The following is a 25,409-nucleotide window of genomic DNA, read 5'->3' on the forward strand; positions in this document are numbered from 1 at the left end:
AACGCAACGAGGAGCGCAGCAGATGGCAACGGTTCTAGCCTTCGATGTCTACGGCACCCTGATCGATACCCATGGCGTGGTCACCGAGCTGGAAGCGCGCCTCGGCCGGGTCGGCAAGGGGGCGCTGGCGGTGGAGTTCTCGCGTCGCTGGCGCGACAAGCAGCTGGAGTACAGCTTCCGTCGCGGCTTGATGGGCGCCTATGTCCCTTTCGGCCAATGCACCCGCGAGGCGCTGGATTTCATCGACCGCGCCCTCCAGGCTCAGCTTTCCGACGTCGACAAGGACCATCTGATGACGGTCTATGCGCGCTTGCCGGCCTTTCCCGAGGCTTCCATGGCGCTTTCGCGGCTGGCGGAAGCCGGCATTCGCTGCGTAGCCTTCTCCAACGGCACCTTCGATGCGGTCAGCGAACTGCTCGTGCAGGCTGGGCTGCGCGAGCTCTTCGAGGCAGTGATCAGCGTCGATGAAGTAAAGCGCTTCAAGCCTGACCCCGCCGTCTACGCTCACCTGCGCAACCGCCTAGACGTCGCCTCGGGCGACACCTGGCTGATCTCGAGCAATCCTTTCGACGTGATCGGTGCGCGCCACGCTGGGCTGCACGCCGCCTGGGTGCGGCGCAGCCTGGATGCTCCCTTCGACCCTTGGGGTATCGAGCCGGACCTGACCGTCACCGACCTGGAGGCTCTGGCGGACCGGCTGGGGTAGAAAACAGGCCAGCATCGGCGGTTCGGCGCATGAAGTGCCAGGCTTCGCTGCTATGACTCTTCCGTTGGCGGGTAGCGCCCCGGTTTGCCGCGATCCTGTACCGGTACGTCGTTGCCTGCTGCCTTGTCGTCACGGTAGGGCATCTCGTCTTCCTCGGCTTCGCCATCCGGGTTTTCGAGCGGCAGCCGATTCTCCTCGATGATGCTCTCCTCTTCGTCCAGCGGTAACCCCTCTTCCAGAATGGGCGGCTCTGCGGAAACCCGCTCTCCCACCTCTTCGGGGCTGGTGTCGTTCTCAGCGGACTCCTCTGCGTCCACGATCTCCCTGGCTATTTCTCGATATCGCTGATGCTGACCTTGCGGGTGTCCATCCTGCTCCCAAAGCTCATGCGCGACGTCTTGAACTCGCTGTTCATCAGCCATCCTGGCTCTCCTTTCCCTGACATCTAGGCGGAATGCAGCCGCTGGAATATCGCTAGTCAATCCCGACCGGCCCCTTGGTCTCACTCTCCTTAGGGTGGTATCGGCCAGCTCGTTTTGGCAAGCAGTATCACCGATCGAGTTTTCACGGGGCGAGTTTCATGACCCGCCACCCGGCGTCCTCGGCGTCCTCGCGATCATGGGGCGCCAGTAGGCTGGGCAGGCCGGCCCCTTACTGCGTCGAGGCAGGATCGCGCACTTTCCTGTCAGGATCGAACCCCTCGCCGCTGCGGTGCAGCAGCTCGAATTGACGATTGCACTGATAGCAGGCTCCGCACATGGAAAGATGAAAACGCAGGGACAGGCGCTCCGGCCAGCGTAGCGGTCGGTCAAGGCGTTGCGACATCAGCTCCGTGGCGCGTCGACACATGATCATATGGCGTCTCCCGTCAGCCAGCCCTGCTCGATACAGCTCCGCAGGCGCAGCCGTGCGCGATGCAGGATGACCCAGCAGTTGCTCTCCTTGATCGCTAGCTCCTGGCAGATCTGCTCGGTGGAGAGCCCCATCAGTTCGCGAAGCGAAAAGACACGGGCCAGCGTGTCCGGAAGCACGATCATGCAGGCATCGAAGACCTGCCAGAAGCGCTCGTTTTCGAACACCGCCTCGGGTTCTCCCCAGCTGACGGGGCGGGCTTCCCTCTGCCATTGACCGCTCTGCTGGAACTGGCGGTCGATGGCGTCATCGTCGTTCTCATCCTCCAACGGCTGCCATTGTCCGAGCCGTTTCTGGGTGCGCATGATGTCGAGAATCTTGTGCTTGAGGATGCCGAAGACCCAGGTTTCGTAGCTGGAGTGGCCGGAGAAGCTGTCACTCTTCTCGATGGCGGCTTCAAGTGCATCCTGCACTGCGTCCTCCGCCGTGGCATGGTTTCTCAGATGCAGGCGAGCGAATGAGAGCAGCCTAGGACGAACGGCGCTCAGACGGCGCATGCGGTCTTGCGTTTTCTCGTGATGTGGCGAATCGTCCGCTGCAGGATCAGGAGTCGTTGGCATTGCGTTGCTCATTGTTCTTATTGTTTCCCCGTGCAGTTCAGTCTACCAGTTCCCCCACGGTCAGAACGCCGTGGCCGGCCAGATGCACGGGTCGAGAATCGTCGCGGGTCCAGGCCGCCATTGAGCCGTCGTACATGGTGACGTCAGCGAGGCCGCCTACCTCGCTGAGCTGAAACCAGCCGCTGGCGGCCCAATGGCCGGTATTGCAGAAGGCAACGGTGCGAGCTTCATGGTCCAGCGCCAGGGCGTCGATCGCCTCCGTCAAACGGTCGGGCTCCAGGTACCAGGCGCCGTTGCGTTTCACCAGCGCTCCGTCGTGGGGCAGATTCACCGCATCCGGGATGGTGCCCGGTACTTGCACGTCGGGCGACTGCCGGGTGCCGGCATAGAAACCCTCGGGGCGGGCGTCCACCAGCTGCTCGCCGGCCTGCTGCGAGGCTTCGACTTGCTCGTCGGTTGCCAGCAGCTCCTCGCGCATCGTTGCGGAGAACGTGGTCGCCTCGGGTGGGTCGGCCGGGCCGCTGGCGGTCTTGAAACCCTGCTGTTCCCAGCCGGTGAAGCCGCCGTTGAGTATCGCCACCTCGTCATGGCCCAGTGCCTTGAAGGTCCAGTAGACCCGGGTGGCGCTGGCGAAGTCGGTGGGGCCGGTGCCGGCGGGCACGACGATCACGGTATCGTCATTGGCGATGCCCAGGCCACCGATCAGCTGCGCCAGATCGTCTGCCTCCGGCATCAGTCCGACAACGCCATCGCGCTCCTCGCGCCAACCCTCTTCGGCATAGTTGCTGTAGCGGCTGCCGGGAATGCGGGCGGCCTCGAAGGCGGCGCGGTCGCCGCCGTCGTCGATGCTGGAGCGCACGTCCAGCACCACGAGATCGTCATTGTTCAACTGGTCTTCCAGCCACTCGGCCTCGACCAGGGGGGCGGGGTGCATGGCCTGGGCGGTGCCGGTCATCGCCAGCGCGCCCGCTGCCAGGATCAGTGAAGTTCGCATGGGTCGGTCCTTCTCGCTGGGCATGGAAGGAGACTAGGTCGGCGGCAACAGGGCTGCAACATTGTGTCGAGAATCCCTTCCGCCGATTCGGGCCGCTTTGATGACCGAATACCGGAGCGGTTGTAAGGAAGGTGCGCTTGCCGCGACACAACCCGAATGACATGGCCGTCCACACGGACCGCCGATCTCGCTGGCCGTTGACAGCGGTGGGAAGTCGCGGCCATGCGTCAACAACAAAGACAGAGGAGATCGCGAGCATGACGGAACAGCAGCCACCCCTGCGGCGTTTCTGGCTGGCGGGCAAGCGGGCCGCCGAGCAGGACCGATTCTTTCGCCAAGCCCTCGAAGCCCGAGGTTGGGAGGAAGGCGACGAGCGGCACTGGGATGCCGCCTGGGTGACCGGCATGCCCGAGCCCGCTCAGTTCCGCCGGGTCTCGCCGCGGCGGCGAATCAACCATTTTCCCGGCAATGCGGCGCTCACCGTCAAGAGCCGGCTGCACGCGAGCCTGGCCGATCTGCGCGCGCGCATGGCCGATGGCTTCGGGGCACGGCACTCCCTGACCGCTCGGCTGGACTTCTTCCCACGCGCCTATGTCATGCCGCAGGACTATCACGCCCTGCAGCAGGCTGCTCGGGACAACCCCACGCAGCGCTGGATCCTCAAGCCGACCAATGCCTCCAAGGGCAAGGGAGTACGGGTATTGCGCGACGTTGCCGAGGCGCCTCTCGCTCCCGACTGGCTGGTGCAGGAGTACCTCGACCATCCGCATACCATTCGTGGGCATAAGTACGTGTTGCGGCTCTATGTGCTGATCGCCTCACTCGCGCCGATGCGGGTGTACCTCTATCGCCAGGGCTTTGCCAAGCTCGCCTCCGAGCCCTGGGACCCGGACGATGCCGACAACCCCTACAGCCAGTTGACCAACCCCGACATCAATGCGCTCAACACCAGCGCCGAGGTGCCGGTGGAGTTCATCGACCTCGAGCGCTATCGCACCTGGCTGCGCGGTCAAGGACACGACGATGCCTCTCTCTTCGCTCGCATCGAGGATCTGGTGGCCTTGACGGCAAGCGCCGGTGTCGATGCCATGCGCAGCCGCACCGCTGCCGTGGGCGCCGATCCGCGCGGCTGTTACGAGCTGCTGGGGCTCGATTGCATGATCGACGACGCTCTCAAACCCTGGATTCTCGAATGCAACCTGAGCCCGTCGCTGGGAACCTGTGCCGCGCCTGAAAGCGGTGGGCTGATCGAAGAACGGATCAAGGGCGACCTGGTACGCGACCTGATCGCGTTGACTGGCCTGGCTGACGAAGATACCGCCGAAGCGCCCGATGTGCTGGCAGAAGCCGAGAGCGAGCTGGCCAGGGCCGGTGGCTTCCGGCGCCTGTTGCCTGCCGCCGACCCGGAGCGCTACCTGGCGTACTTCGCGCTGCCGGCCGAGCAGGACCTGGTACTGGCCGATGCCCTGGCAGGCCGGCGTGTGTCACGTCCCAGGCTCATGCGGCGTCGCGTCAGCGAGTATTACGACGACCGGCGGCTGGCTCTCTACGACGCCGGGAGCGGTCGTCTCTATCGCCCTAACGACTCCGCCTCGCTGATCTGGCTGCTGGCCACCGAGGGCCTCGAGCCCGATGCCATATGCGATGCGCTGAGTGCGGCAATTGGAACGGAGGATGGCGAACTCGACGCCGAAGCGTTGCGTCGTGAGGTGTGGTCGACGCTGTCGGAGTGGTGCCGCCTGGGTCTGCTGTGCCAGCGGGGAGAGGAAGGCACTCAACTGGCGGAGCACGACGCAGACAGCGTCGAGCCGTTGGCGAGCGGCGAGGCGCGCCGGACGGTGCTGCTGGTGCACGAGGAGCGGCGCTGGGCGCTCGAGGTAGTCGACAGCGCGGTCATGGATCGCTTGCGGGAGGGGTTCGGTGGCAGGCTACTGCCGCTCTCGGCCGAGACGGCCAAGGAACTGCCGCGGCTGGCGCTGTTGAAGGCAGCGGCGGGCTATGCCCTTGCCTCCGACGACACGCTGATCGCCTCACGCCTCACCCTGCCGGCCATCGTTCCGGCACTGACGGAGTTTCTGCTGCGCCAGGCAGCGGGACCTGGGCAGCCGGTGCTCGATGCCTGCCTCGCGTTGACACCGACGGGCCGCGCCGCGCTGTGCGTTGCCGACGATCGCCAGGCCAGGGCGGCGCTCGTGGACCTGGCGGAGCTGCCCCTGGGTGGGCTTTCCCGCGGCGTGAGGCTGGTCCCGGAGGGTGAGAGCCTACGCTTGGTGCCGCTCGGCCTGCCATGGCCGGGTGCCGTGTCAGCCGCGATGTCATCTCCCTCTGTACTGTCCTGCGAATTGCCGCTGCTGGTTGTGTCTGGCACCGAGTCCGCAGCTGCGCCTGCGAGCCGGCTGGCTCGGCTCGATGCCCTGGCGGCGCTGCTGCCGGGCTGCCGTACGGCGAACGGCGAGCCTCTTGCGGCCGAAGCGGTCCAGCGGCTGGATCGCTGGCTGGACGGGAGAGAGTGCTGGACGGTTGGCAGCGAAAGCATGGCCGCTCAGTTGAGTGCCTGGCTCGAGACGTCGCCGGAGCGCGATGCGCATCCGGCAACCCCGGCTGCTTCGCTGGCGGTCGGGAGCTGAGCAACAGGTGACCCACCCTGTGAGCCACCTGTCGAGGCGGGCTCGTCCGGGTTCGCTTCGTGTGCAGGCGGTATTGCGGCCCTTTGCCGTGTGCCGATTTTACCAGTACGACCCCTGAGGAGATGAGGATATGACAGAACACGAGGAGAAGCGCCGCACGCTGTTGAGCCGGCTGAGTCGCCGTCTCGGTTATGCAGCTCCCGCCCTGGCGTTGGTCGCCAGTGGCGTCGCGCTGCAGGCGGTTGCCGACGAATCCGGCACGCAGCCGGCTTATACCAGTGGGCAGGAGGCACCGCTGATGCTGGCCGAGGCACATGAAGAGAAGCCTGAAGCGGAAGCCGAGGGCGAGGCGGAAGGTGAGGCCGAGGGCGAAGCGGAAGGAGAAGCGGAAGCCGAGGCGGAAGGCACCTGAAAATTTCCAGGTACCAGCGTGCTCCGTGTCGGGTTACATGAAGCGATTCGGCACGGAGCCGGGGTGCGAGGCTCGTCCACTCAAGAAGGAAAAAGGCGCATGAGCGAACGACAAGAGACTTCCTGTTTCGACTGCCTCATCGAGGAGAATCGACTGGCCCTGTCGCAACTGCAGGAGCTTCTGGAGAGGCTGGTACCACATGACTATCGTCATGCCTTTGGGCCGACAGGGCGCCAGAGCCTGGGCAAGCACGTCCGCCATATCATCGAGCACTACGATGCGCTGCTGGCCGGTGCCGGTGTGGGAAGTATCGATTATGAAACCCGTCAGCGAGACGAGCGGCTCGAGGCCGAACCAGCTGCGGCCGCGGTACGAATTGCCGAGATCAGTACGGCACTGCCGCGCCTGGGGACATATCGCACCGCTACGCTGCGGGTGCGATACCCTGTCGAGGGCGCCCGCTCGAGCCTGTCGCTGGCCACCAGCCTGACACGCGAGCTGGCGTTTCTGACCAGCCATACGGTACACCACATGGCCCTGCTGGGGTTGATGGCAGAGAGTCTCGGCGTGGCGCAACCGGAGCATTTCGGCGTGCATCCCTCGACGCTGAGGCATTGGCGGCGCAACGCCATGGGCTCTCTGGCAGTGGCTCATTGACCCAGCTCGATCACCCTGCCGCCGGCGTCCTCGGCATCCTCGCGGTCGTGGGTCACCAGCAGGCTGGGCAGCCCCGCCTCGCGCAGCCGGTCGAAGACCAGTCGGCGCATGTCGTGGCGCAGCTGCCGGTCGAGCTTCGAGAAGGGTTCGTCGAGCAGTACGGCCCGCGGCGCGGAAAGCAGCAGGCGCATCAGCGCCACCCGGGCCTTCTGGCCGCCGGAGAGGGTGGCCGGGTCGCGTGGCCCGAACCCGGCCAGGCCGACCTGCGCCAGCGCCGTCTCGACCCTTGCGGCCTTGTCGGGCATGGCGCGGGGCATGCCGAAGCGCAGGTTACCGGCCACCGAGAGATGCGGGAACAGCAGCGGATCCTGAAACAGCAGGCCGATACCGCGGCGCTCCGCCGGCAGTCGAGTGATGTCGCTATCGTCGAGCAGTACCCGGCCGCTGGCCTGGAAGGCCGGTGCCAGGAAGCCGGCCAGGTAAGCCAGCAGGGTCGACTTGCCCGAACCCGACGGTCCCATCACGGTGAAGACCTCGCCGGGACCGATCTCGGCATCGAGTTCGAGCAGTGTGCTGCCTGCCAGGACGAGGCGAACTTCGTCCAGCACCAGGCGGTGACCTGTGCTCATGGTGAACCCCTCATGTCGCGTCGATTGCCCCACAGCAGCCGTGGCAGGCCCACGGCGATGATGAAGCCTACCAGCGGCAGGCTGGCCTGAACCATCGCCCATACGCCGATCACCCGACGATTGCCACCGGCGGCCAGCGACACCGCCTCGGTGGTCACGGTGGGTACACGGCCGGCACCCAGCAGCAGGGTGGGCAGGTACTGGCCGATGCTGACGGCCAGGCCCACGGCGGCGGCGGTGAGCATCGGCGCCAGCAGCATCGGCAGTCGCACCCGCCAGAAGGCGCCGTTGCGCGAGGTACCGAGACTCAGCGCCAGCTGCGACCAGCGTGGGTCGAAGCGGCGGTAGCTCTCCGCGAGGGAGAGGAACACATAGGGCAGCACGAATAGCAGGTGGCCGAAGATCACCAGCGCATGGGTGGGGCGCGTGCCCAGCGACTCCATCACCACCACCAGCCCGAACAGGAAGGCGATCTGCGGCACGATCAGCGGCAGGTAGAGTAGCGTCAGCGCCGAGAGCAGGCGTCCCTGTGCCGGCTGCCGGCCCGTGCGCTGCTCGTTCTCCAGGGCCGCCAGGGTTAGCGCCAGGGCGATCAGCGTGGCGCCGATGGCAATCAGCGCCGTGGTGGCGACCGGCCCCGAAAGGGCGGGTAGGGCGCGCAGCCAGTGCGCTGCGGTGAGGCCTTGCGGCAGGGCATCGGGAAAGCGCCAGAAGGCGGCAACGGAATACAGTGCCAGGCCGGCGATGCCGGCGAAGGCGGTAAGCGTGGCCAGCCCGATCAGCCCCTTGCCCGCCAGGCGCAGCGGCGAGTCGCCATTGCCGCGCCCGCCACGGGCGAGCCACTGCCGCCCCAGCCGAGCGACCAGTCTTTCCAGACACCACCAGGCGATGAGCGCCGCGGCCGTGACGCCGAGCTGCAGCACGGCGCCGGCCGAGGCCATGAAGCGCCGGCTCAGGTCGGGATCGTTGAACCAGACGAGAATCGAGACCGCCAGCGTCGGCGGCAGGGTCGGGCCGAGAATCAGCGCCACGTCGACTACCGACGTGGCATAGGCGATGACGGCAAAGACCGGCAGCCGGATCAGCGGATAGAGCGAAGGGGTCACCACCTTGAGCCAGGCAGTGGTCGGGCGATAGCCGAGCGAGCGGGCCATGGCCACGCGCCGCTCCGGGTCGATCTGGGGCAGGGCGGCAAGGCACATCAGCAACAGGAAGGGGATCTCCTTGATGATCAACCCGGCCATCAGCGAGAGCCCCCAGGGATCCTGAACGATGAGCACGTCCGGCGGACGCTCCCAGCCGGTGAGCCCCGGCGAGACCAGTCGTGACAGCAGGCCGGATGGCGCGATCAGGAAGGCCAGGCCGAAGGCCGCGGCGGCATGGGGGATCGACAGCAGCGGCGCGACCAGGCGTCGGATCCATCGGTCCAGCCGGCTGCCCGACACCCCGGCCAGAAACAGCACCACCACGGCCAGCGAGATGGCCGTGGTGACCAGGCCGCTGGTAAAACTCACCCCCACCGAGCGGGCCAGGCCCGGCTGGGCCAGGAGCTGCCGCCAAGGGTCCAGGCTGAAGCCATGGCCGCCCAGCGCCGGCAGGTAGCCGAACGCAGGCAGCAGCGCCATGGCCAGGCCGGCCAGTATCGGGCCGACCAGCAGGGTGACGATCAGCCATGGAGCCAGGCGCAGCATCGGTAGCGACTGTCTCTAGCGCCCGACGTAGCGCGCCTGCCAGGCGTCCTGCAGCGCCGTCATCCAGCTCGGGTGCGGCTCCGGCAGGGTCTCGGCCAGGGCTTCCGGTGGCAGCAGGGCAGGATGATCGCTGTGCTGATCGAAAAGCGCGCGGTGCTCCTCGTCGAGGCGTGCCACGTCGAGCACGGTGGGGTCGCCCCACACCGAGATGTCCTGCTTGCGCGCCTGGGCCTCGGGCGAGAGCAGGAAATCGGCCACCACCATGGCGGCGGCACTGCGCGGTGAGTTGAATGGAATGGCAACGAAGTGCACGTTACCCAGGGTGCCGCCGTCGAGCACGTAGCTGCGGGTCGACTCGGGCAGCTCGAAGTCGGCCACCGCGGCAGCCGGCTCCGCCGGGTTGAAGGTGAAGGCCAGCGCGACTTCGCCGTCGGCCATCAGGCGCCGCAGCTCGGGGCCATTGGCAGGGAACTGCCGCCCGCTGCGCCACAGATGGGGGTGAAGGGCGTCGAGATACTCCCACAGCGGCGCCGTGACTGCCTCGAAGTCGCTCTGCGCCACCGGTTCATAGAGGGCGTCGCCATCGTCGGCCAGGGCAATGAGCGCCTGCTTGAGGAAGGTGCTGCCGAGGAAGTCGGGGATGCGGGGATAAGTGAAGCGTCCCGGGTTGGCCTCGGCCCAGGTGAGCAGCTGCGCCATGCTCCGCGGCGGCTCGTCTCCGACTTCGCCGGCGTCGTAATAGAAGGTGATCTGTGCCTTGCCCCAGGGCGACTCATAGCCTTCCGTGGGCAGCGTGAAGTCGGTGACCACCTCGGGATTGTGTTCGGGAAAGGTCAGCGCGAAGTTGGGTAGCCGCTCGGCAAAGGGGCCGTACAGCAGGTCGTTCTCTTTCATGGCGGCGAAGTTCTCGCCGTTGAGCCAGATCAGATCGACGCTGCCGTCGTCGTGATTGCTGGCGCTGCGCTCGGCCAGCACGCGGGAGACGGCGGCACCGGTATCGTCGATCTTGACGTGCACCAGCTCGATCTCGTGTTCGTCCCGCACTCGCCGCTTGACCCATTCGAGATAGTCGTTGACCCGCGTATCGCCGGCCCAGGCGTGCCAGTAGACGCTCTGGCCGCGGGCTTCGTCGAGAACGCTCTCCCACTCCTGCTGGGCGGAGGCCGTATGGAGCGGAACGGCCAGCATGGCAGCCAGTGGCAATACGCGCAGCAGGCGGAACGACATCGACTCACTCCTCAATAGGGGGATACGAGAATGGCCCATGGGGCGTGACGACCCTCGTGACGGGTATGCATGAAGAGTCGCGAAACGACTGTCATCCTTACACATTTTGGCGGCAACCTGCCAAGTCCTGTAAGGCCGGGCCGAAATTGACGACCAAGCCCTACCGCTGACGACCGGCGGTGACGTTCGCGAGACGTCCCTGACATGTCAAATCACGGAGGTAGTCACCATGTCATATAACAATGACGACAACAGACGGCAGCTGCTGGGGCGCCTCAGTCGTCGGCTGGCCTATACGGCGCCGGTATTGATGCTGGCGGTGGGTGGGGGAGCTGCCTTGCAGGCGGCTGCCGAAGGGTCGCTCAGCCAGGCGGGCAAGGCGGCAATGGCCGATCTGAGCGAGGAGAGCTGGCTGCTGGCCAGTGCCCATGCCGAGGGTGGTGCCGAAGCCGAAGCCGAAGCAGAGGGTGAAGCTGAGGCGGAAGCAGAGGGTGAGGCGGAAGGCGAGGCTGAGGGCGACGTCAGCGACGTCCAGCGACCCGAAGGATATTCGCCGGCCTACAGCGAAGATGGCGAGAACGCTCCTGAACTCCTGGCCCGTGGCGAGGAGCTCTATTACGACACCTCGCTCAGCACCAACGGCCTTTCCTGTGCCTCCTGTCACGGTAGCGACGGCAATGACATGGGCTACAGCGCCACCTTCGAACAGCCCTTCCCTCATGAAGTGGCCATGGCCCGCGATCAGTTCGGCATGGACAAGGTGCATGCCGACGAGATGACGCAGATCTGCATGGTGGCACCGATGGCCGCCGAGCCGCTGGAGTGGGGCGGAGAGCAGTTGACCTCGCTTGCCGCCTACATGGTGGAGGTGCAGCGGCGTTTTGCCGGCGAACCGCACGGCTTGTGATCCAATGCATCGTCAGGAGCAGGAGGCAGGCGTCGTCTCCTGCTCCTCTACGGATCACCGACTCGGCATCAGATGGGTAGGCCTGCTAACCTGATTCAGTAGAAACTGAATCACTATTGCTGGGTCTTACAAGCATACCCATATCACGACTCGAGGTAAGTGTGTCATGAGCATGCGCCGTGTCGCCTGGTTTCCCCGCCTTTTGCTGTGGTCGAGTCTGCTGTGTCTGGCGGCGGGTGCCGGTCTGCTGGCCTGGCAGAGCCATGCCCAGGACAACGAGCGGATCGCCCTGGTAATGACGGTGGAGGGAGCCATCGGGCCGGCGACCGGTGACTATTTCGAGCGCGGCCTGCGCCGCGCCGCCGAGCGCAATGCCGAACTCGTGGTTGTGCAGATGGACACCCCGGGCGGGCTCGATGCCACCATGCGCAGCATGATCCGCTCCATGCTCACCTCGCCGGTGCCCGTGGCCATCTACGTCTCCCCCAGCGGCGCCCGTGCCGCCAGCGCCGGCACCTATCTGCTCTACGGCAGCCATGTCGCTGCCATGGCCCCTGCGACTCATCTGGGCTCGGCCACGCCAGTGCAGATGGGCGGTGGCTTTCCCGGCATGGACGAGCGCGACGAAGAAGAGGACGCGACGAACGGGGAGGACGAGACGAACGAGGAGCGCAACGCACGGGAGAATGGCGAGGAGGAGCAGGACGCGGATGAGACAAACGATGCCGAGGCGGCCGAAGGCGACGCCCCCGCCGATACGCGCCGGCGCGGCGAGACCGCCATGGAGCGCAAGGTACTGGAAGACGCCGTCTACTACATTCGCGGGCTGGCCGAGCGCCATGGCCGCAACGCCGACTGGGCCGAGGAGGCGGTACGCGAAGCCGTCAACCTGACCTCCCGCGAGGCGCTCGAAATCAACGTCATCGACGTGGTAGCGAGTGACATCGACGATCTGCTGGAGCAGATCGACGGTCGAGAGGTGGTCATGGAGCGCGGCGAACGCACCCTGAGTACCGCCGACATCACCATCGAGCGCTTCGATCCCGACTGGCGTACCCAGTTCCTGCAGGTGATCACCAACCCCAACGTGGCCTACTTCCTGATGATCATTGGCTTCTACGGGCTGATCTTCGAACTCTCCAATCCGGGCGCCCTGGTGCCGGGTACCATTGGTGTCATCTCGCTGCTGCTTGCACTCTTCGCCTTCCAGCTGCTGCCGATCAACTACGCTGGTCTGGCACTGCTGCTGGTCGGACTGGCCTTGATCGTGGGCGAGGCGCTGATGCCAAGCTTTGGCATACTCGGCATGGGCGGGATAACGGCCTTCGTGATTGGCTCGGTGATGCTGATGGATACCGATCAGCTTGCCGTCTCATTGCCGATGATCGGCGGCGTTGCACTGGTGGCGGCCGGGCTCATGCTGTGGGTGTTGATTCGCTTCACTGGCCTGCGTCGCCGCCCGGCGCGCACTGGCCAGGAGCAGCTGATCGGCTGCCACGGCGTTGCCCTGGAAGACTTTCAGCATGAAGGGCACGTGCGGATGCGGGGGGAGCGGTGGAATTCACGCAGTTCGGTTGCCCTCAGGCGTGGAGATGAAGTTCGGGTGGTAGCGGTCGATGGCCTCACCCTGGAAGTCGAGCCCCTGCAACGAGCAGCGCGGTAATGCAATGGAATTCATCGAGTCCAAGTGCAACACACATCAAGGAGAGTTCTCATGATGCTCGAATATCTCATTCCGGTCGTCCTGCTGTTCATGCTGATCGCCGCGTCGATCCGCATTCTGCCGGAGTACAAGCGCGGCGTGATCTTCTTCCTCGGTCGCTTCCAGTCGGTAAAGGGACCGGGGTTGATCATCGTCATTCCCGGCATTCAGCAGATGAGCGTGGTGGACCTGCGCGTGATCACCATGGACGTGCCGGAGCAGGACGTCATCTCCCAGGACAACGTCACGGTGAAGGTCAATGCGGTGCTCTATTTTCGCGTGGTCGATCCCGAGAAGGCGATCATCCAGGTCGAGAACTTCGCCGTGGCCACCAGCCAGCTGGCCCAGACCACGCTGCGTTCGGTGCTCGGCAAGCACGATCTCGACGAGATGCTCTCCGAGCGCGACAAGCTCAACGACGACATCCAGGAGATCATCGACGCCCAGACCGAGGAGTGGGGCATCAAGGTGGCCAACGTCGAGATCAAGCACGTCGACCTCAACGAGAGCATGATCCGTGCCATTGCCCGCCAGGCCGAGGCCGAACGTGAGCGGCGCGCCAAGGTGATCCACGCCGAAGGTGAGCTGCAGGCCTCGCAGAAGCTGGTCGAAGCGGCCAACGTCATGGCCGAGAACTCCGCCGCGCTGCAGCTGCGCTATCTGCAGACCATGAGCGACATGAGCAACAAGAACGCCTCGACCATCGTCTTCCCGCTGCCGATGGACATCATGGAGGCGTTCCGGCACATGCAGGCGTCCACCGCCCAGGCCAAGACCAACGCCACGCGCCCAAGCGACCCCGGAGAGGGCTGAGCGAAGCGTGCCACGTCCGCCTGGACGTGGCATGCTGAGGCGATCCGACGGAACTCGAGGTCGCCTTGATCCACTCCCTTTCGCACCGCCAGCAGGGGCTGCTGCTGACCGGCGGCGGTGCACTGATCATTTCCCCCGACGCCCTGTTGATCAAGCTGATCGGTCTGCCCGACAGCGAGATCCTGCTGTGGCGCGGACTGCTCACCGCGTTGGGTTTTCTCCTCATCATGCTGGCCCGCCACGGTGCCGGCACCGTGGCGGCCTATCGTCGCTGCGGCTGGACAGGGATCGGCGTGGCCGTGCTGTTCAGCCTCTCCACCTATGGCTTCGTGCTCGGCAACCAGTACACCAAGGGCGGCAACGTGCTGATGATTCTGGCCGGGGCGCCACTGATCGCCGCCCTGCTGTCACGGCTGTTCCTCGGCGAGCGGCTGCCCCGGCGCACATGGTTTGCCATCTGGATCTGCCTGTTCGGCACTTCTCTGATCGTGCTCGACGATGCCGGCAGCGGCTCGTGGTTGGGTAACGGCTTTGCCCTGCTGGCGGCCACGGCGCTGGCGGCCAACTTCACCCTGTGCCGTACCCGTCCCGGGGTCGACATGAGTCCGATGCTCACGCTATCGGGGCTGATCGTGGCTGCCACAGCGGGGCTGCTCGGCCTGGCCGGGGGAGGCATCGCGCTGCCGCCGGTCGATAGCCTGCTGTTGCTGATACTGCTGTGCCTGGTGCTACTGCCGCTGGGCTTCACCCTGATTCAGCGGGGGCCGCTCTATCTCCCCGCCGCCGAGGTGGGGCTGCTGATGCTGATGGAAGTGGTGGTGGGCACGCTGTGGGTGTGGTGGCTCCTGGCCGAGCAGCCGGCGCCCATTGCCCTGCTGGGCGGCGGCCTGGTGCTGGGCACGCTGCTGGCCAAGGGGTTGTACGAACGTCGGCTGGAGCGGCGCCTGAGGGCTCAGATCTAATGGCTCAGGGTGCAGCGTAATATCGGAACTGATAGAATGCGCCGCTCGTTTCGGGGCATACCGTCTTTGCCTCGCTCAACCGACCACGGATGCAACGCAACGTGCTGAATTCTTCCACAGGGCTGGTCACGCCGCCCTAACGCTTTTCTCCTCTCGGGTGCTGCCGCCATCGGCACGCCACCGCTCGACATCTGCCGATGTCCCGGGCCGCTTGCCCCTATCTCATCGATTCGCAGTGCTCCCCTGGGTCGCGCCTCTCGACGCGCCATGGGAAACATGTGTCATCGCACCTGACGCCAGCCGCTATGCGCCGGTTGGCATGACGACTCACAGACTGGACCGAAGCATGTTCCGATCCACCAAGCAAGAATGGTTCTCCAACATCAAGGGCGATACCCTCGCCGGCATTGTGGTCGCATTGGCCCTGATTCCCGAGGCAATCGCCTTCTCCATCATCGCCGGCGTCGACCCCAAGGTCGGCCTCTACGCCTCCTTCTGTATCGCCGTGATCATCGCCTTCACCGGCGGTCGACCTGGGATGATCTCCGCTGCCACCGGTGCCATGGCGCTGCTGATGGTCACCCTGGTGCGCGAACATGGCCTCGAGTACCTGCTCGCCGCCACCCTGCTCACCGGGGTGCTGCAGATCGTGGCCGGCTACCTGAAACTGGCCGAGCTGATGCGTTTCGTCTCGCGCTCGGTGGTCACCGGCTTCGTCAACGCCCTGGCCATCCTGATCTTCATGGCGCAGTTGCCTGAACTGACCGGGGTGACCTGGCACGTCTACGCCATGACCGTGGCCGGCCTGGCGATCATTTACCTGTTTCCCTACCTGCCCAGGGTGGGCAAGTCGATTCCATCGCCGCTGGTATGCATCGTGGTGCTGACCGCTGTTTACCTGCTCTCCGGCATGGAGATTCGCACCGTTGGCGACATGGGTGAGCTTCCCGATACCCTGCCGGTGTTCCTGTGGCCCGACGTGCCGCTGACCCTCGACACGCTGTGGATCATCCTGCCCTACTCGGTGATGCTCGCCGTGGTGGGGCTGCTGGAGTCGATGATGACTGCCACCATCGTCGATGACTTGACCGATACCCCGAGCGACAAGAACCGCGAGTGCAAGGGGCAGGGTATCGCCAACATCGGCTCCGGCCTGCTGGGCGGCATGGCCGGCTGCGCGATGATCGGCCAGTCGGTGATCAACGTGAAGTCGGGCGGGCGCGGGCGGCTCTCGACGCTGGTGGCCGGTGTGCTGCTACTGATCCTGGTGGTGTTCCTTTCCGACTGGGTGTCGCTGATTCCCATGGCCGCGCTGGTGGCGGTGATGATCATGGTCTCCATCGGTACCTTCAGTTGGGCCTCGATTCGCGACCTGAAGAAGTATCCGCCGAGTACCAATGTCGTCATGCTTGCCACCGTGGCGGTTACCGTGGGGACCCACAATCTGGCCATCGGCGTGTTCGTCGGTGTGCTGCTGGCGGCAATGTTTTTTGCCAACAAGGTGGGCAATATCCTGTATATCGGCTCCGAGGAAGCTGATGCTGGCAGCCACCGAATCTACCGTGTGGTGGGGCAGGTGTTCTTCGCCTCCTCCGAGCGCTTCGGCAGCGCCTTCGACTTCAAGGAGACGGTGGAGAAGGTCACCATCGACCTCTCCCGCGCCCACTTCTGGGATATCACAGCGGTACAGGCATTGGACAGGGTGGTGATCAAGTTTCGTCGTGAGGGCACCGAGGTGGAGCTGATCGGGCTCAACGAGGCCAGTGCCACCATCGTCGACCGCCATGCCATCCACGATGATCCGGCGGCGGTGGATAAGTTGATGGGCGGACACTAAGGAAACGAGGAGCAAGACATGACCGAACAGGTAATGGCCGCCATCGACGGCTCGCAGTTCTCCACCGGGGTGTGCGACTACGCCGCCTGGGCCAGCCAGGCGCTCGGGGCGCCGCTCACCTTCCTGCACGTGGTGGACAACCACCCCCAGACCGCCGAAGCGGACCTCTCCGGCCATATTGGGTTGGGCTCCCGTGAACATCTGCTAGAGGAGCTCGCTCAGCTCGACGAGCATCGCGCCAAGGTGGCTCAGGAGCAGGGTCGGCTGATGCTCAAGGCGGCCAAGGAGCGCGCCATCGAGGGTGGCGTGAGCGAGCCCGCCACCCGCCAGCGCAACGGCACCCTGGTGGAAACTCTCGACGAGCTGCAGAGCGAGATTCGCTTGCTGGTGCTGGGCAAGCGCGGCGAGACCGCCCACCAGGCCAGCGAGCACCTGGGCTCCAACCTGGAGCGGGTGGTGCGCACGCTGCATAGGCCGATCCTGATGGTGCCGGAGACCTTCACCCAACCCCAGCGGGTGATGCTCGCCTTCGATGGCAGCAAGACCACCCGTAAGGGCGTCGAGATGCTGGCCAGAAGCCCGCTGTTCGACGGCATTCCGCTTCACGTGGTGATCGTCGGGGCCGAGACCGGTGACAACCGGGCGCAGTTGGAGTGGGCGCTGGCCACGCTGCGCGAAGCCGGCCACGAAGCCGAAGGGGCGATTCGCACCGGCGAGGTGGAAGAGACCCTGCGTGCCTACAAGGAGGAGCACGCCATCGACCTGCTGGTGATGGGCGCCTATGGCCACTCGCGCATCCGCCACCTGCTGGTGGGCAGCACCACCACCGCCATGTTGCGCCGGGCCAGCGTGCCGGTATTGCTGCTGCGCTGAGCCGCAGGGCGGGGCTCTCCGTGATCCGGTCACGCGCTGTGGAGTGAAGAGCCGGGGAGGCGAATGCCGCAGGGCGTGCTAACATCCTGCTGACGCTGTCCAAGGAGGCGCACCGTGGCCGCCCATGATCCGACCGTTCCCCGCCTGCGCATCCAGTTGGGCCCCGCCATCGCCATCGGCCCGGGTAAGGTGCAGCTGCTCGAAGCCATCGCCGACACCGGTTCGATCTCCGCGGCCGCCCGGCAGATGGGCATGAGCTACCGGAGAGCCTGGCTGCTGGTCGACACCATGAACCAGTGCTTCAAGGAGCCTCTGGTCAATACGGCAACCGGGGGCAAGGGGGGTGGCGGGGCCAGTATCACCTCGCTCGGACTGGAGGTATTGGAGCGCTACCAGCGCATGCAACGTATCGCCAATGAAGCAGTGGCCGATGAGATGATGGCGTTCTCCTCGCTGCTGGCTTCCACCCCGCCGTCCGGGTAAGGCGCTCCCCCCACCTTTCTATACTTGCCTGATGCTTCTTCACGCCAGGGCCGTGCCCCTGAGCTGGGCATATACGCTCATGCCCGAGTGCAGTGCCATGCGCCGTGACGCCTCCCGGGGTATACGGGCAATCAATGCCTGGCTGCCGACCGTCAGTTGCACCAGCACATGGCCAGGGTGGGGGTCATCGGCAATCTCACTGACTCTTGCTGGCAGGCAATTGAGCACGCTGGAATCCTGAGGTGGTGCGAGAGAGATGACCACGTCACTGGCCTTGACGCTGAGCCTCAGCCGCTTGCCCGCCTGAGCCGGAGGACATGAAACCCTCAGCTGACCACCATCGCACTCCAGCATGACCAGCTGCTGCTCGGCATCGTGGCCCGCGACGCGTGCCTCCAGCACCGCGGCGGCATTGTCGGCATGCGACAGCGGCAGATCGCTACGGATCAGTAGTTCATGCAGTGGACCTGTGGCCAGCACCCGGCCTGCCTCCATCAGCACCATATGGTCTGCCAGCCGGGCCACCTCTTCCAGGGCGTGGCTGACATAGACGACGGGGATCTCCAGGTGGGTGTACAAGTGCTCGAGATAGGGCAGGATCTCGGCTTTGCTGGCGGCGTCCAGCGACGCCATTGGCTCGTCCATCAACAGCAGCCGGGGACTGGCGAGCAGCGCCCGGGCAATCGCCACTCGCTGTCGCTGGCCGCCGGAGAGAGACTGGGGGTAGCGCTCGAGCAGCGTCTCGACACCGAGCAGTCGCACCGTCTCGTCGAAATCGATCCGGCGCTGGTCGGCGGGCACCCGCCGATAGCCGAAGCGCAGGTTATCGCGCACCCGCAGATGGGGAAACAGGCTCGCCTCCTGGAACACATAGCCAAGCGGGCGGCGGTGTACTGGCAGGAAGTGCTCGCGATCCTGCCAGCGGCAGCCACTGACTGACAGCCAGCCCTCGCTGCGTTCGAGTCCGGCCAAGCAGCGCAACAGGGTGGTCTTTCCCGAGCCGGAACGGCCGAACAGCGCCGTGACTCCCCGCGCGGGGAGCTCCAGCTCGACTTCCAGTAAGAAGTCGTCGCGCGTCAGTCGAAAGCTGCCCGCTACGCTCATGGCATCACCCCCACTACCTTGAAGCGTTTGTTGAGGGCGTAAACGCAGACCAGCAGGGTGAAGGCCATCAGCATCAGGAACAGCGACAGGCGATGGGCTGAAGCGTAGTCCATGGCCTCCACATGGCTGTAGATGGCGATGGAGGCGACCTGGGTCTGGCCCGGAATGCCGCCGCCGATCATCAACAGCACCCCGAACTCACCCAGGGTATGGGCGAAGGAGAGTACCGCCGCGGTGAGCAGCCCCTGACGCGACAGCGGCAGCACGACCGATATCAGGCGGTCAAAGGGCCCTGCGCGCAGGGTGGCGGCTGCCTCCAGGGGGCGGCGCCCCATGCCCTGGAAGGCATTCTGCAGCGGCTGGACCACGAAGGGCAGTGAATAGATCATCGAGCCGATCACCAGGCCAGTGAAAGTGAAGGCCAGATGATTCGCTCCCAGGCGCTCCAGGGTGCTGCCCACGGCGCCGCGGGGGCCGAGCAGGATGAGCAGGTAGAAGCCGATCACCGTGGGTGGCAATACCAGCGGTAGGGCCACCAGGGCTTCGATCACGACCTTGATGCGGCGCCGGGTATGGGCCAGCCACCAGGCCAGGGGCAGGCACAGCACCAGCAGCAGGGCGGTGCTGATGAGGGCCAGGCGGAGGGTGAGCTGCAGGGCGATCCAGTCGGCCTCGCCGATGCCGAACCAGGTCATCGCGTCTTACTCATCGGGGAGCACGAAGCCATAGGCGTGCATGATGTTACGTGCCTCCGCCGAGCCCATGTAGTCGGCGAACAGCCGGGCGGTGGAGTTGTCGGCGGCGCGGCGGGTGATGATGAAGCCTTGGGTGAGCGGTGCGTGAAGCGCGTCGTCGATCAAGTGGTAGCCGCCCTGGTCGAGTATCGCCGGATGGCGCACCAGCGCCAGGGCGATGATGCCCACCTCGGCCGCACCGCTCTGCACCAGCTGCATGGTATGCGCGATGTTCTCGCCAAAGACCAGCCGGCGCTCCAGCGCTTCCCACCGGTCGCTGGCACGCAGGGCCTCCTGGGCCCGGTCGCCGTAGGGCGCGTGGCGGGGGTTGGCGATGGCGATGCGGCGAAAGCGCTCGTCGGCGAGGTCCTCCAGGGTCAGCGCCGAGGCGTCGACCCCGTCGCTCCATATCACGATACGGCCCTCGGCGTAGGGGATCACCTTGCCGGCGGCATGGCCGGCCTCCTTGAGTGCCAGGGGGTAGGCAATGTCTGCCGAGAAGAAAAGATCGAAGGGAGCGCCATGCTCGATCTGGCTGCGAAAGCGTCCCGAGGAGCCGTAGACCACCTCCACGGGATGATCCGGGTGATCGGCGCTGAAGTTCTCCAGGATCTCGTCCATGGCGAAGCGCAGGTCCGAGGCGGCCGCGATGCGTACCGGTTGCGGGCTGGCCTGGGCCGTAGCCAGTCCGAGGCTCGTCATGAGAATAGCCACACCTACCAGCAGACGTTTGACGAAAGGGGGCATGAACAGTCTCCAGGCTGCTGCAAGTGAGGCACGGTTTGGCCAGGTCGTGGTCGTTGTATCCGGACTGAAACAGCGACTCGTCGTATACTGCCATACATAACGAGGGCTTCACCATATCGCCGAGGAGGTACTCACCCTCCGCCATGTATCGACGGCACGAGCTGAACTGGGGATACTGTCGGGCCGGATTCAACGGGCAGGAATTCCTGCCCACCAAGCCAGCGGAGACAGCCCATGACCATCGTCCGTCACGACACCAAGGCGCGCATGAGCCGCGCCGTCATCCATGGCGGTATCGCCTACCTCTGCGGTCAGGTGGCCGGCCCCGAAGCCCGCCACGGCGACATCACCAAGCAAACCGAAAGCATGCTGGCGCGGGTGGATGCGCTGTTGGCCGAGATCGGCTCCGATCGCGAGCACCTGCTGACTGCAACGATCTACCTCAAGGATGGCCATGACTTTGCCGCCATGAACGCGGTGTGGGACGCCTGGGTGCCCACCGGTCACGCCCCGGCGCGCACCTGCGTCTGCGCCCCCATGCCCGCCGACGAGCTCAAGGTGGAGATCACCGTCACCGCGGCTGTTGTCGGTGGCGACTATTCCTACTGAGGAAGCCGTCGAGGTTCTTGGCGAGCGCAGCAGAACCTCGGTGGTTTCCTAACGAATGCAGGGATCGTCCAAGGGCGCCTCTCGCGGCCGCAGCCGCCGCGAGAGGGCGTCCACGGCAATGTTGAGCGCGGCGGTGACCAGCAGCAGGAAGAAGGCCACGTCGAACATCAGGTAGTCGAAGCCCTCCTCGATGTAGAAGCCCAGCGTGGCCACCCCCAGCATGCCCAGTATCGCCGTTTCGCGCAGGATCACCTCGGCGCGATAGTAGAGCAGCGCCAGCAGCCCGGGGTAGACCCGCGGCAGCAGCTCGTAGGCCAGGCGTCCGCTGGCCGGCAGGCCCGGCATGCCGGGCTTGATGGCATCGGCGTGGCGTGCCACCAAAAAGGCGATCAGGGCGCCGTTGTGCAGCGCCAGGGCCAGCCAGGCGGGCAGCAGCGAAGGGCCGAGCAGCAGCAGGAAGACGAACGCCAGCATCAGCTCCGGCGTCGAGCGCAGGAAGATCAGCACGCCGTGGCCGGCCAGGCGTGTGCCGCGATTGCCGAAGTGCCGGCTGGCCAGCGGCCACAGGAGCAGCGCCACGGCCAGCGCCCCCACGGTGCCGAGCAGACCCAGCAGCAGGGTATTGCCGATGGCCGGCCCCAGCGAGGGAATGCGTGCCAGCCATTCGAGCACTCCTGCCCAGTCGCCGGCCAGCAGTGCCGCGGGCCAGATATCCTCGGCGACGAAGCGCCACAGCAGCGCGCCGTCGACGCTTGGCCACGGCCCCAGCAGCCAGGCACCGCCCACCAGCAGCAGCGGGATCAAGCGCTTGTGGTCCCACCACGGTAGGCTGGCGATCAGCAGGTAGAACAGCCACATCAGCGCTCCGGCCTCGTGGTAGCGCCCCTCGCGGAAGGCGGTCTCGAGATGGAAGCCCAGGGTCGGCAGCCCGACGAAGCCGAGCAGCACGCTGGCGCGCAGGCCGCACTCGAAGCGGTAGCGGGTATAGGCGGCGAGCTGGGACCAGGCCAGCGGCAGCTCGGCATAGACGAAACGCGCCAGCCGCCCGCTGCCGGGTGGCAGGGCGTCGCGCGGGGCGCGCGGCGTCTGCTCGAGGATCTCGGCATAGACCTTGGCGAAGATACCGGCATAGGGAATCGCCAGCGCCGCCAGGGCGGTGAGCGCCGAGAGGCCGAACACCTGCAGGAACAGCAGCGCCCAGAACAGTTCGTGAATGGCGCGCACGAAGGCGCAGCCGGCGCGCACCAGGCGCGAGCGGGCGAACAGCAGCGCCAGGGGAAAGCCCAGCACCACCCCGGCCAGGGTGCCCCACAGGGCCACCGCCACGGTCAGGCCCAAGGCAGTGAAGGGCGATTCCAGCGCACCCCAGGCGGGCCAGGCCAGCCCGGCGGCCATGCGCCCGAGTTCGCCCCAGGGGTCGCGGGTGTGAATGGCCAGGTCGGCGAAGGGCACCAGCAGCACGGCAAGCGCCACCAGGCCCAGGCTGTGACGGGCCAGGCGCAGGCCGGGGGAGCCGCCGCGCCACCAGTTGCGTGCCGAGGGCGGACGGCTGTCGACCAGGCCGTCGCTCATGGCCGTCCTCGGGCGCAGGGCAGCGCCTCGGGGCTGGGCAGCGGCGCGCCGTCGTTGCCGGGCGGTGGGCTGCCGGCCGGTTCCGCGGCATCGGGATAGAGCGCATCGAGCTCGGCCAGGCTGAGCTCGTCGGCGCGGGCATCGATCGCCAGGCGGCCGTCGCGCAGCCCCCACACCCGGTCGAAGTGGGAGAGCGCCAGCTCGCGCTGGTGCAGCGCCACTACCGAGGTGGTGTGGCGGGAGTCGATCAGGTCCAGCAGCCTTAGCGCCTGGTGAGGATCGACGCTGGCCACCGGTTCGTCACCCAGGAACAGCGGACGGGCCTGATACAGGGCGCGGGCGATGGCCACCCGCTGGCGCTGGCCGCCGGAAAGCTCGCCCACCGGGCGGCGCATCAGGCCGGTCAGGCCCAGTTCGTCGCACAGCGCGGCCACTTCCCGCCATGGCCCGCGCAGCGGGCGCACCAGGTTCCACAGATTGGCCAGCGCCGAATATTCCGGCAGGCGCCCCATGAAGACGTTGTGATAGACGGCGAGCTGCGGCACCAGGCCATGGTGCTGGGGACACCAGGCCGCCTCTCCCCCCAGCCGGCGGCGCAGCTCAGCGAGCAGCGTCGACTTGCCGGCGCCGCTCTGGCCGAGCAGGGCGATCCGCTCGCCCTGGTGCAGGGCAAGGCTCAGGCGCGGCAGCACGACATGCGCGCCGTGACCGAGATCCTCGCCCTCGAAGCGAACCAGCAGGCGCCGTTGCTCGCCCTCCATCAGCGCAGCAGGCCGAGCTCTTCGGCCACCTCCTCGATGGGGGCGTAGAGGTCGTTGTCGGCGGGAATGAACGCCTCACGGGGGAAGGAGGCGAGCAGCTCCGGGTCGTCCATCTCGAGGAAGGCGGCCCGCACCTGCTCGGTGAAGCCTTCGCCGAAGCGCTCGTCGGCGTCGCCGCGCAGGGTCCAGTTGTAATCGGGGTAGGTTGGCGTGGCCCAGATCACTCGAACCTGGTCGGTATTGACCCGGCCATCCTCGACGGCGGCGTCCCACACCGTGTAGTTGACCGCGCCGATGTCGTAGGTGCCGGCCTCGACCAGGGCGATGGTGCGCGAGTGATCGCCGGAGTAGCCGACGCGGGCGAAGAAGCGCTCCGGGTCGACGTCGTCGAAGCGCTCACGGAAGAAGTGCTCCGGCATCAGGCGTCCGGACGTGGAGGTGCGCGAGCCGAAGGTGAGGCTCATGCCTTCCAGTTCGTCGGGCAGCTCGTCGGCGCGCTCGAGGCCGGTGGACTCGTGAGCGATGAAATAGCTCATGAAGGCATCGTCCTCGCTGCCCTGGGCCAGCGCCTGGGAGCCCGGTACCAGGCGCCGCGCCTGCACGCCGGAGAGTCCGCCGAACCAGGCCAGCTGAACCTGATCGTTGCGAAAGGCGGTGACTGCGGCGCTGTAGGACTTCACCGGCACGTACTCCACCTCGACCCCGAGGCGCTCCTCGAGGTAGTCGGCCACCTTGCCGAAGCGCTCGACCAGGCGCGCCTGATCCTCGTCGGGTATGGCGGTGAAGCGGAAGGTCTCGGCGGCGGCACCCTGCGCGAACAGGGCGAAGGCAAGGGCGGAGAGGGGAATGGCAGAATGTGCGATCCGTTGCATCGGGGGCCTCGAGGCGAGAACAGGGGAGCCGCTATTGTTGTGCCGTCGCGGCGCCCTGACAACCCTTCGTCAGCGTACTCAATCCTGGCGCGTGGCCGGGTAGCGGGTTTCCTGCAGGCTGTCCTTGATCTTCTTCAGGTGGGGAAGGAAATCCTCGCCGCGACGCAGGGTGACGCCGGTGGCCAGCACGTCGATCAGCGTCAGCTGGATCATGCGCGAGGTCATCGGCATGTAGACATCGGTATCCTCCGGCGTGGCGACCTCGAGGGTTTCGGTGCACTCTTCCGCCAGCGGCGATGCGGGGGCGGTGATGCCCAGTACCACGGCGTTGCTCTCTCGGGCCAGGCGAGCGATCTCGACCAGCTCGCGGGTGCGTCCGGTCCAGGAGATGACCACCACGACGTCACCGGTATGACAGGCCGATGCCACCATGCGCTGCATCAGAACATCGACATAGGCCGTGACCGGCAGGTTGAAGCGGAAGAACTTGTGCTGGGCATCCTGGGCCACCGCGCCGGAGGCGCCTAGGCCGAAGAAGTGGATCTGCTTGGCCTGGATCAGGTAATCCACCACCCGCTCGATGCGGGCCGGGTCCAGCGTGCGGCTGGCTTCGTCGAGGGCGGCGATGGTGGCGCCGAAGATCTTGCCGGTATATTCCTTCGCCGTATCGCCTGGCTCCACCGACTGGCTGACGTAGGGTGTGCCCCCCGCCAGGCTCTGGGCTAGCTTGATCTTGAAGTCGGGATAGCCCTTGGCGTTGAAGCTGCGACAAAAACGGTTCACCGTTGGCTCGCTGACCGAGGCCGCCTGGGCCAGGCTGGCAATGCTCAAGCCGGTGGCGCGGGCCGGATCGGCCAGAATGACATCTGCTACCTTACGCTCCGAGCGGTTGAGCTCGTCGAGGCGTTGACGAATTCGCTGCAGCAGATCGTGATGGGCCATGGCGGGTATGACTCTCTGAGCTGATTATGTAGTGATATAACAACATGAATGTCGGATATCCTATCGCGGCGCCACT

Annotated in this window: 26 protein-coding genes; 12 read left to right on the forward strand and 14 right to left on the reverse strand. The window is 66.0% G+C overall.

Annotation, left to right across the window (positions count from 1 at the left end; all coding sequences use genetic code 11):
• The first annotated feature begins 22 nt into the window (after window positions 1-22).
• Entirely contained in the window at window positions 23-706 is a 684-nt protein-coding gene (locus tag H1D44_RS05560; protein WP_181513845.1) for a haloacid dehalogenase type II, read from the forward strand.
• Between the two features lie 50 nt (window positions 707-756).
• On the opposite strand, the gene H1D44_RS05565 is transcribed toward H1D44_RS05560, so the two are convergent.
• The 4 genes from H1D44_RS05565 to H1D44_RS05580 all read right to left on the reverse strand — a co-directional run bounded on the left by H1D44_RS05565 (window position 757) and on the right by H1D44_RS05580 (window position 3,172).
• A complete protein-coding gene (locus H1D44_RS05565; protein WP_181513846.1) occupies window positions 757-1,128 on the reverse strand; it encodes a DUF2934 domain-containing protein in 372 nt (123 codons plus the stop codon).
• Window positions 1,129-1,357: 229 nt separating this feature from the next.
• A complete protein-coding gene (locus H1D44_RS05570) occupies window positions 1,358-1,561 on the reverse strand; it encodes a zf-HC2 domain-containing protein (protein ID WP_181513847.1) in 204 nt (67 codons plus the stop codon).
• Window positions 1,558-2,115 (reverse strand): sigma-70 family RNA polymerase sigma factor, encoded by a 558-nt coding sequence (locus tag H1D44_RS05575; protein ID WP_181513974.1) that lies wholly within the window; start codon window positions 2,113-2,115, stop codon window positions 1,558-1,560. The genes H1D44_RS05570 and H1D44_RS05575 overlap by 4 nt, the downstream gene beginning before the upstream one ends.
• Before the next feature lie 100 nt (window positions 2,116-2,215).
• Window positions 2,216-3,172 carry a sulfurtransferase gene (locus H1D44_RS05580; RefSeq protein WP_181513848.1) on the reverse strand — a complete coding sequence of 319 codons (957 nt, stop codon included), beginning with the start codon at window positions 3,170-3,172 and terminating at the stop codon, window positions 2,216-2,218.
• Window positions 3,173-3,429: 257 nt separating this feature from the next.
• On the opposite strand from H1D44_RS05580, the gene H1D44_RS05585 reads away from it, so the two are divergent.
• From H1D44_RS05585 to H1D44_RS05595, 3 genes are all read left to right on the forward strand, one after another.
• Window positions 3,430-5,799: a PqqD family peptide modification chaperone gene (locus H1D44_RS05585; protein WP_181513849.1), complete on the forward strand. Its 2,370-nt coding sequence runs from the start codon at window positions 3,430-3,432 to the stop codon at window positions 5,797-5,799.
• Window positions 5,800-5,929: 130 nt separating this feature from the next.
• Window positions 5,930-6,211 carry a hypothetical protein gene (locus H1D44_RS05590; protein ID WP_181513850.1) on the forward strand — a complete coding sequence of 94 codons (282 nt, stop codon included), beginning with the start codon at window positions 5,930-5,932 and terminating at the stop codon, window positions 6,209-6,211.
• Window positions 6,212-6,310: 99 nt separating this feature from the next.
• Window positions 6,311-6,868 (forward strand): hypothetical protein, encoded by a 558-nt coding sequence (locus H1D44_RS05595; RefSeq protein WP_181513851.1) that lies wholly within the window; start codon window positions 6,311-6,313, stop codon window positions 6,866-6,868.
• Here the strand turns inward: H1D44_RS05595 and H1D44_RS05600 are convergent.
• The 3 genes from H1D44_RS05600 to H1D44_RS05610 are packed head-to-tail and all read right to left on the reverse strand — an operon-like array spanning window position 6,862 to window position 10,415.
• The gene (locus H1D44_RS05600) at window positions 6,862-7,497 is read right to left on the reverse strand and encodes an ATP-binding cassette domain-containing protein (protein WP_181513852.1); all 636 of its coding nucleotides are present in this window, start codon (window positions 7,495-7,497) and stop codon (window positions 6,862-6,864) included. The genes H1D44_RS05595 and H1D44_RS05600 overlap by 7 nt on opposite strands.
• A complete protein-coding gene (locus H1D44_RS05605; RefSeq protein ID WP_181513853.1) occupies window positions 7,494-9,188 on the reverse strand; it encodes an ABC transporter permease in 1,695 nt (564 codons plus the stop codon). Before H1D44_RS05605 ends, H1D44_RS05600 begins: the two co-directional genes overlap by 4 nt.
• A gap of 15 nt (window positions 9,189-9,203) precedes the next feature.
• Window positions 9,204-10,415, reverse strand: a complete 1,212-nt coding sequence (locus tag H1D44_RS05610; protein WP_181513854.1) for an ABC transporter substrate-binding protein — start codon at window positions 10,413-10,415, stop codon at window positions 9,204-9,206.
• A 229-nt stretch (window positions 10,416-10,644) separates the two neighbouring features.
• Between H1D44_RS05610 and H1D44_RS05615 the strand changes: the two genes are divergently transcribed.
• From H1D44_RS05615 to H1D44_RS05645, 7 genes are all read left to right on the forward strand, one after another.
• Complete coding sequence (locus H1D44_RS05615) at window positions 10,645-11,322, forward strand: hypothetical protein (RefSeq protein WP_181513855.1); 678 nt, start codon at window positions 10,645-10,647, stop codon at window positions 11,320-11,322.
• Between the two features lie 166 nt (window positions 11,323-11,488).
• Window positions 11,489-12,985 (forward strand): NfeD family protein, encoded by a 1,497-nt coding sequence (locus H1D44_RS05620; protein ID WP_181513856.1) that lies wholly within the window; start codon window positions 11,489-11,491, stop codon window positions 12,983-12,985.
• A 51-nt stretch (window positions 12,986-13,036) separates the two neighbouring features.
• Complete coding sequence (locus H1D44_RS05625) at window positions 13,037-13,837, forward strand: slipin family protein (RefSeq protein ID WP_181513857.1); 801 nt, start codon at window positions 13,037-13,039, stop codon at window positions 13,835-13,837.
• Window positions 13,838-13,902: 65 nt separating this feature from the next.
• Window positions 13,903-14,799 carry a DMT family transporter gene (locus H1D44_RS05630; RefSeq protein WP_181513858.1) on the forward strand — a complete coding sequence of 299 codons (897 nt, stop codon included), beginning with the start codon at window positions 13,903-13,905 and terminating at the stop codon, window positions 14,797-14,799.
• Window positions 14,800-15,145: 346 nt separating this feature from the next.
• A complete protein-coding gene (locus tag H1D44_RS05635; protein WP_181513859.1) occupies window positions 15,146-16,636 on the forward strand; it encodes a SulP family inorganic anion transporter in 1,491 nt (496 codons plus the stop codon).
• 18 nt (window positions 16,637-16,654) lie between these two features.
• Window positions 16,655-17,509, forward strand: a complete 855-nt coding sequence (locus H1D44_RS05640; protein ID WP_181513860.1) for a universal stress protein — start codon at window positions 16,655-16,657, stop codon at window positions 17,507-17,509.
• A gap of 114 nt (window positions 17,510-17,623) precedes the next feature.
• Window positions 17,624-17,992, forward strand: coding sequence for a LysR family transcriptional regulator (locus H1D44_RS05645; protein WP_181513861.1), 369 nt, complete (start codon window positions 17,624-17,626; stop codon window positions 17,990-17,992).
• A gap of 39 nt (window positions 17,993-18,031) precedes the next feature.
• Here H1D44_RS05645 and modC read toward each other — a convergent pair whose 3' ends face one another.
• Genes modC through modA form a run of 3 tightly spaced genes read right to left on the reverse strand, consistent with a single transcriptional unit; the run spans window position 18,032 to window position 20,577 of the window.
• Window positions 18,032-19,096 carry a molybdenum ABC transporter ATP-binding protein gene (gene modC / locus H1D44_RS05650; protein WP_181513862.1) on the reverse strand — a complete coding sequence of 355 codons (1,065 nt, stop codon included), beginning with the start codon at window positions 19,094-19,096 and terminating at the stop codon, window positions 18,032-18,034.
• Window positions 19,093-19,791, reverse strand: a complete 699-nt coding sequence (gene modB / locus H1D44_RS05655; protein ID WP_181513863.1) for a molybdate ABC transporter permease subunit — start codon at window positions 19,789-19,791, stop codon at window positions 19,093-19,095. Before modB ends, modC begins: the two co-directional genes overlap by 4 nt.
• A gap of 6 nt (window positions 19,792-19,797) precedes the next feature.
• Window positions 19,798-20,577 (reverse strand): molybdate ABC transporter substrate-binding protein, encoded by a 780-nt coding sequence (gene modA / locus H1D44_RS05660; protein WP_181513864.1) that lies wholly within the window; start codon window positions 20,575-20,577, stop codon window positions 19,798-19,800.
• A 234-nt stretch (window positions 20,578-20,811) separates the two neighbouring features.
• Here modA and H1D44_RS05665 point away from each other — a divergent pair, with 234 nt between their 5' ends.
• Entirely contained in the window at window positions 20,812-21,186 is a 375-nt protein-coding gene (locus H1D44_RS05665) for a RidA family protein (RefSeq protein ID WP_181513865.1), read from the forward strand.
• 48 nt (window positions 21,187-21,234) lie between these two features.
• Here the strand turns inward: H1D44_RS05665 and H1D44_RS05670 are convergent, their stop codons facing one another.
• From H1D44_RS05670 to H1D44_RS05685, 4 genes are all read right to left on the reverse strand, one after another.
• Window positions 21,235-22,758 carry a PhnE/PtxC family ABC transporter permease gene (locus H1D44_RS05670; protein ID WP_220127995.1) on the reverse strand — a complete coding sequence of 508 codons (1,524 nt, stop codon included), beginning with the start codon at window positions 22,756-22,758 and terminating at the stop codon, window positions 21,235-21,237.
• Window positions 22,755-23,519, reverse strand: coding sequence for an ATP-binding cassette domain-containing protein (locus tag H1D44_RS05675; RefSeq protein ID WP_181513866.1), 765 nt, complete (start codon window positions 23,517-23,519; stop codon window positions 22,755-22,757). The genes H1D44_RS05670 and H1D44_RS05675 overlap by 4 nt, the downstream gene beginning before the upstream one ends.
• Window positions 23,519-24,391: a putative selenate ABC transporter substrate-binding protein gene (locus H1D44_RS05680; protein WP_181513867.1), complete on the reverse strand. Its 873-nt coding sequence runs from the start codon at window positions 24,389-24,391 to the stop codon at window positions 23,519-23,521. The genes H1D44_RS05675 and H1D44_RS05680 overlap by 1 nt, the downstream gene beginning before the upstream one ends.
• Before the next feature lie 78 nt (window positions 24,392-24,469).
• Window positions 24,470-25,333, reverse strand: a complete 864-nt coding sequence (locus H1D44_RS05685; protein ID WP_181513868.1) for a MurR/RpiR family transcriptional regulator — start codon at window positions 25,331-25,333, stop codon at window positions 24,470-24,472.
• Between the last annotated feature and the right edge of the window lie 76 nt (window positions 25,334-25,409).

It is taken from the genome of Billgrantia kenyensis, assembly GCF_013697085.1.
In the GTDB taxonomy this organism is placed as follows: Bacteria; Pseudomonadota; Gammaproteobacteria; order Pseudomonadales; family Halomonadaceae; genus Halomonas; species Halomonas kenyensis.

Excerpts from the sequence above, each read along its gene's own strand:
- H1D44_RS05560 (WP_181513845.1), top strand. The coding sequence starts at position 23 with ATGGCAACGGTTCTAGCCTTCGATGTCTACGGCACCCTGATCGATACC.
- H1D44_RS05565 (WP_181513846.1), bottom strand. The coding sequence starts at position 1,128 with ATGGCTGATGAACAGCGAGTTCAAGACGTCGCGCATGAGCTTTGGGAG.
- H1D44_RS05570 (WP_181513847.1), bottom strand. The coding sequence starts at position 1,561 with ATGATCATGTGTCGACGCGCCACGGAGCTGATGTCGCAACGCCTTGAC.
- H1D44_RS05575 (WP_181513974.1), bottom strand. The coding sequence starts at position 2,115 with ATGCGCCGTCTGAGCGCCGTTCGTCCTAGGCTGCTCTCATTCGCTCGC.
- H1D44_RS05580 (WP_181513848.1), bottom strand. The coding sequence starts at position 3,172 with ATGCGAACTTCACTGATCCTGGCAGCGGGCGCGCTGGCGATGACCGGC.
- H1D44_RS05585 (WP_181513849.1), top strand. The coding sequence starts at position 3,430 with ATGACGGAACAGCAGCCACCCCTGCGGCGTTTCTGGCTGGCGGGCAAG.
- H1D44_RS05590 (WP_181513850.1), top strand. The coding sequence starts at position 5,930 with ATGACAGAACACGAGGAGAAGCGCCGCACGCTGTTGAGCCGGCTGAGT.
- H1D44_RS05595 (WP_181513851.1), top strand. The coding sequence starts at position 6,311 with ATGAGCGAACGACAAGAGACTTCCTGTTTCGACTGCCTCATCGAGGAG.
- H1D44_RS05600 (WP_181513852.1), bottom strand. The coding sequence starts at position 7,497 with ATGAGCACAGGTCACCGCCTGGTGCTGGACGAAGTTCGCCTCGTCCTG.
- H1D44_RS05605 (WP_181513853.1), bottom strand. The coding sequence starts at position 9,188 with ATGCTGCGCCTGGCTCCATGGCTGATCGTCACCCTGCTGGTCGGCCCG.
- H1D44_RS05610 (WP_181513854.1), bottom strand. The coding sequence starts at position 10,415 with ATGTCGTTCCGCCTGCTGCGCGTATTGCCACTGGCTGCCATGCTGGCC.
- H1D44_RS05615 (WP_181513855.1), top strand. The coding sequence starts at position 10,645 with ATGTCATATAACAATGACGACAACAGACGGCAGCTGCTGGGGCGCCTC.
- H1D44_RS05620 (WP_181513856.1), top strand. The coding sequence starts at position 11,489 with ATGAGCATGCGCCGTGTCGCCTGGTTTCCCCGCCTTTTGCTGTGGTCG.
- H1D44_RS05625 (WP_181513857.1), top strand. The coding sequence starts at position 13,037 with ATGATGCTCGAATATCTCATTCCGGTCGTCCTGCTGTTCATGCTGATC.
- H1D44_RS05635 (WP_181513859.1), top strand. The coding sequence starts at position 15,146 with ATGTTCCGATCCACCAAGCAAGAATGGTTCTCCAACATCAAGGGCGAT.
- H1D44_RS05640 (WP_181513860.1), top strand. The coding sequence starts at position 16,655 with ATGACCGAACAGGTAATGGCCGCCATCGACGGCTCGCAGTTCTCCACC.
- modC (WP_181513862.1), bottom strand. The coding sequence starts at position 19,096 with ATGAGCGTAGCGGGCAGCTTTCGACTGACGCGCGACGACTTCTTACTG.
- modB (WP_181513863.1), bottom strand. The coding sequence starts at position 19,791 with ATGACCTGGTTCGGCATCGGCGAGGCCGACTGGATCGCCCTGCAGCTC.
- modA (WP_181513864.1), bottom strand. The coding sequence starts at position 20,577 with ATGCCCCCTTTCGTCAAACGTCTGCTGGTAGGTGTGGCTATTCTCATG.
- H1D44_RS05665 (WP_181513865.1), top strand. The coding sequence starts at position 20,812 with ATGACCATCGTCCGTCACGACACCAAGGCGCGCATGAGCCGCGCCGTC.
- H1D44_RS05670 (WP_220127995.1), bottom strand. The coding sequence starts at position 22,758 with ATGAGCGACGGCCTGGTCGACAGCCGTCCGCCCTCGGCACGCAACTGG.
- H1D44_RS05675 (WP_181513866.1), bottom strand. The coding sequence starts at position 23,519 with ATGGAGGGCGAGCAACGGCGCCTGCTGGTTCGCTTCGAGGGCGAGGAT.
- H1D44_RS05680 (WP_181513867.1), bottom strand. The coding sequence starts at position 24,391 with ATGCAACGGATCGCACATTCTGCCATTCCCCTCTCCGCCCTTGCCTTC.
- H1D44_RS05685 (WP_181513868.1), bottom strand. The coding sequence starts at position 25,333 with ATGGCCCATCACGATCTGCTGCAGCGAATTCGTCAACGCCTCGACGAG.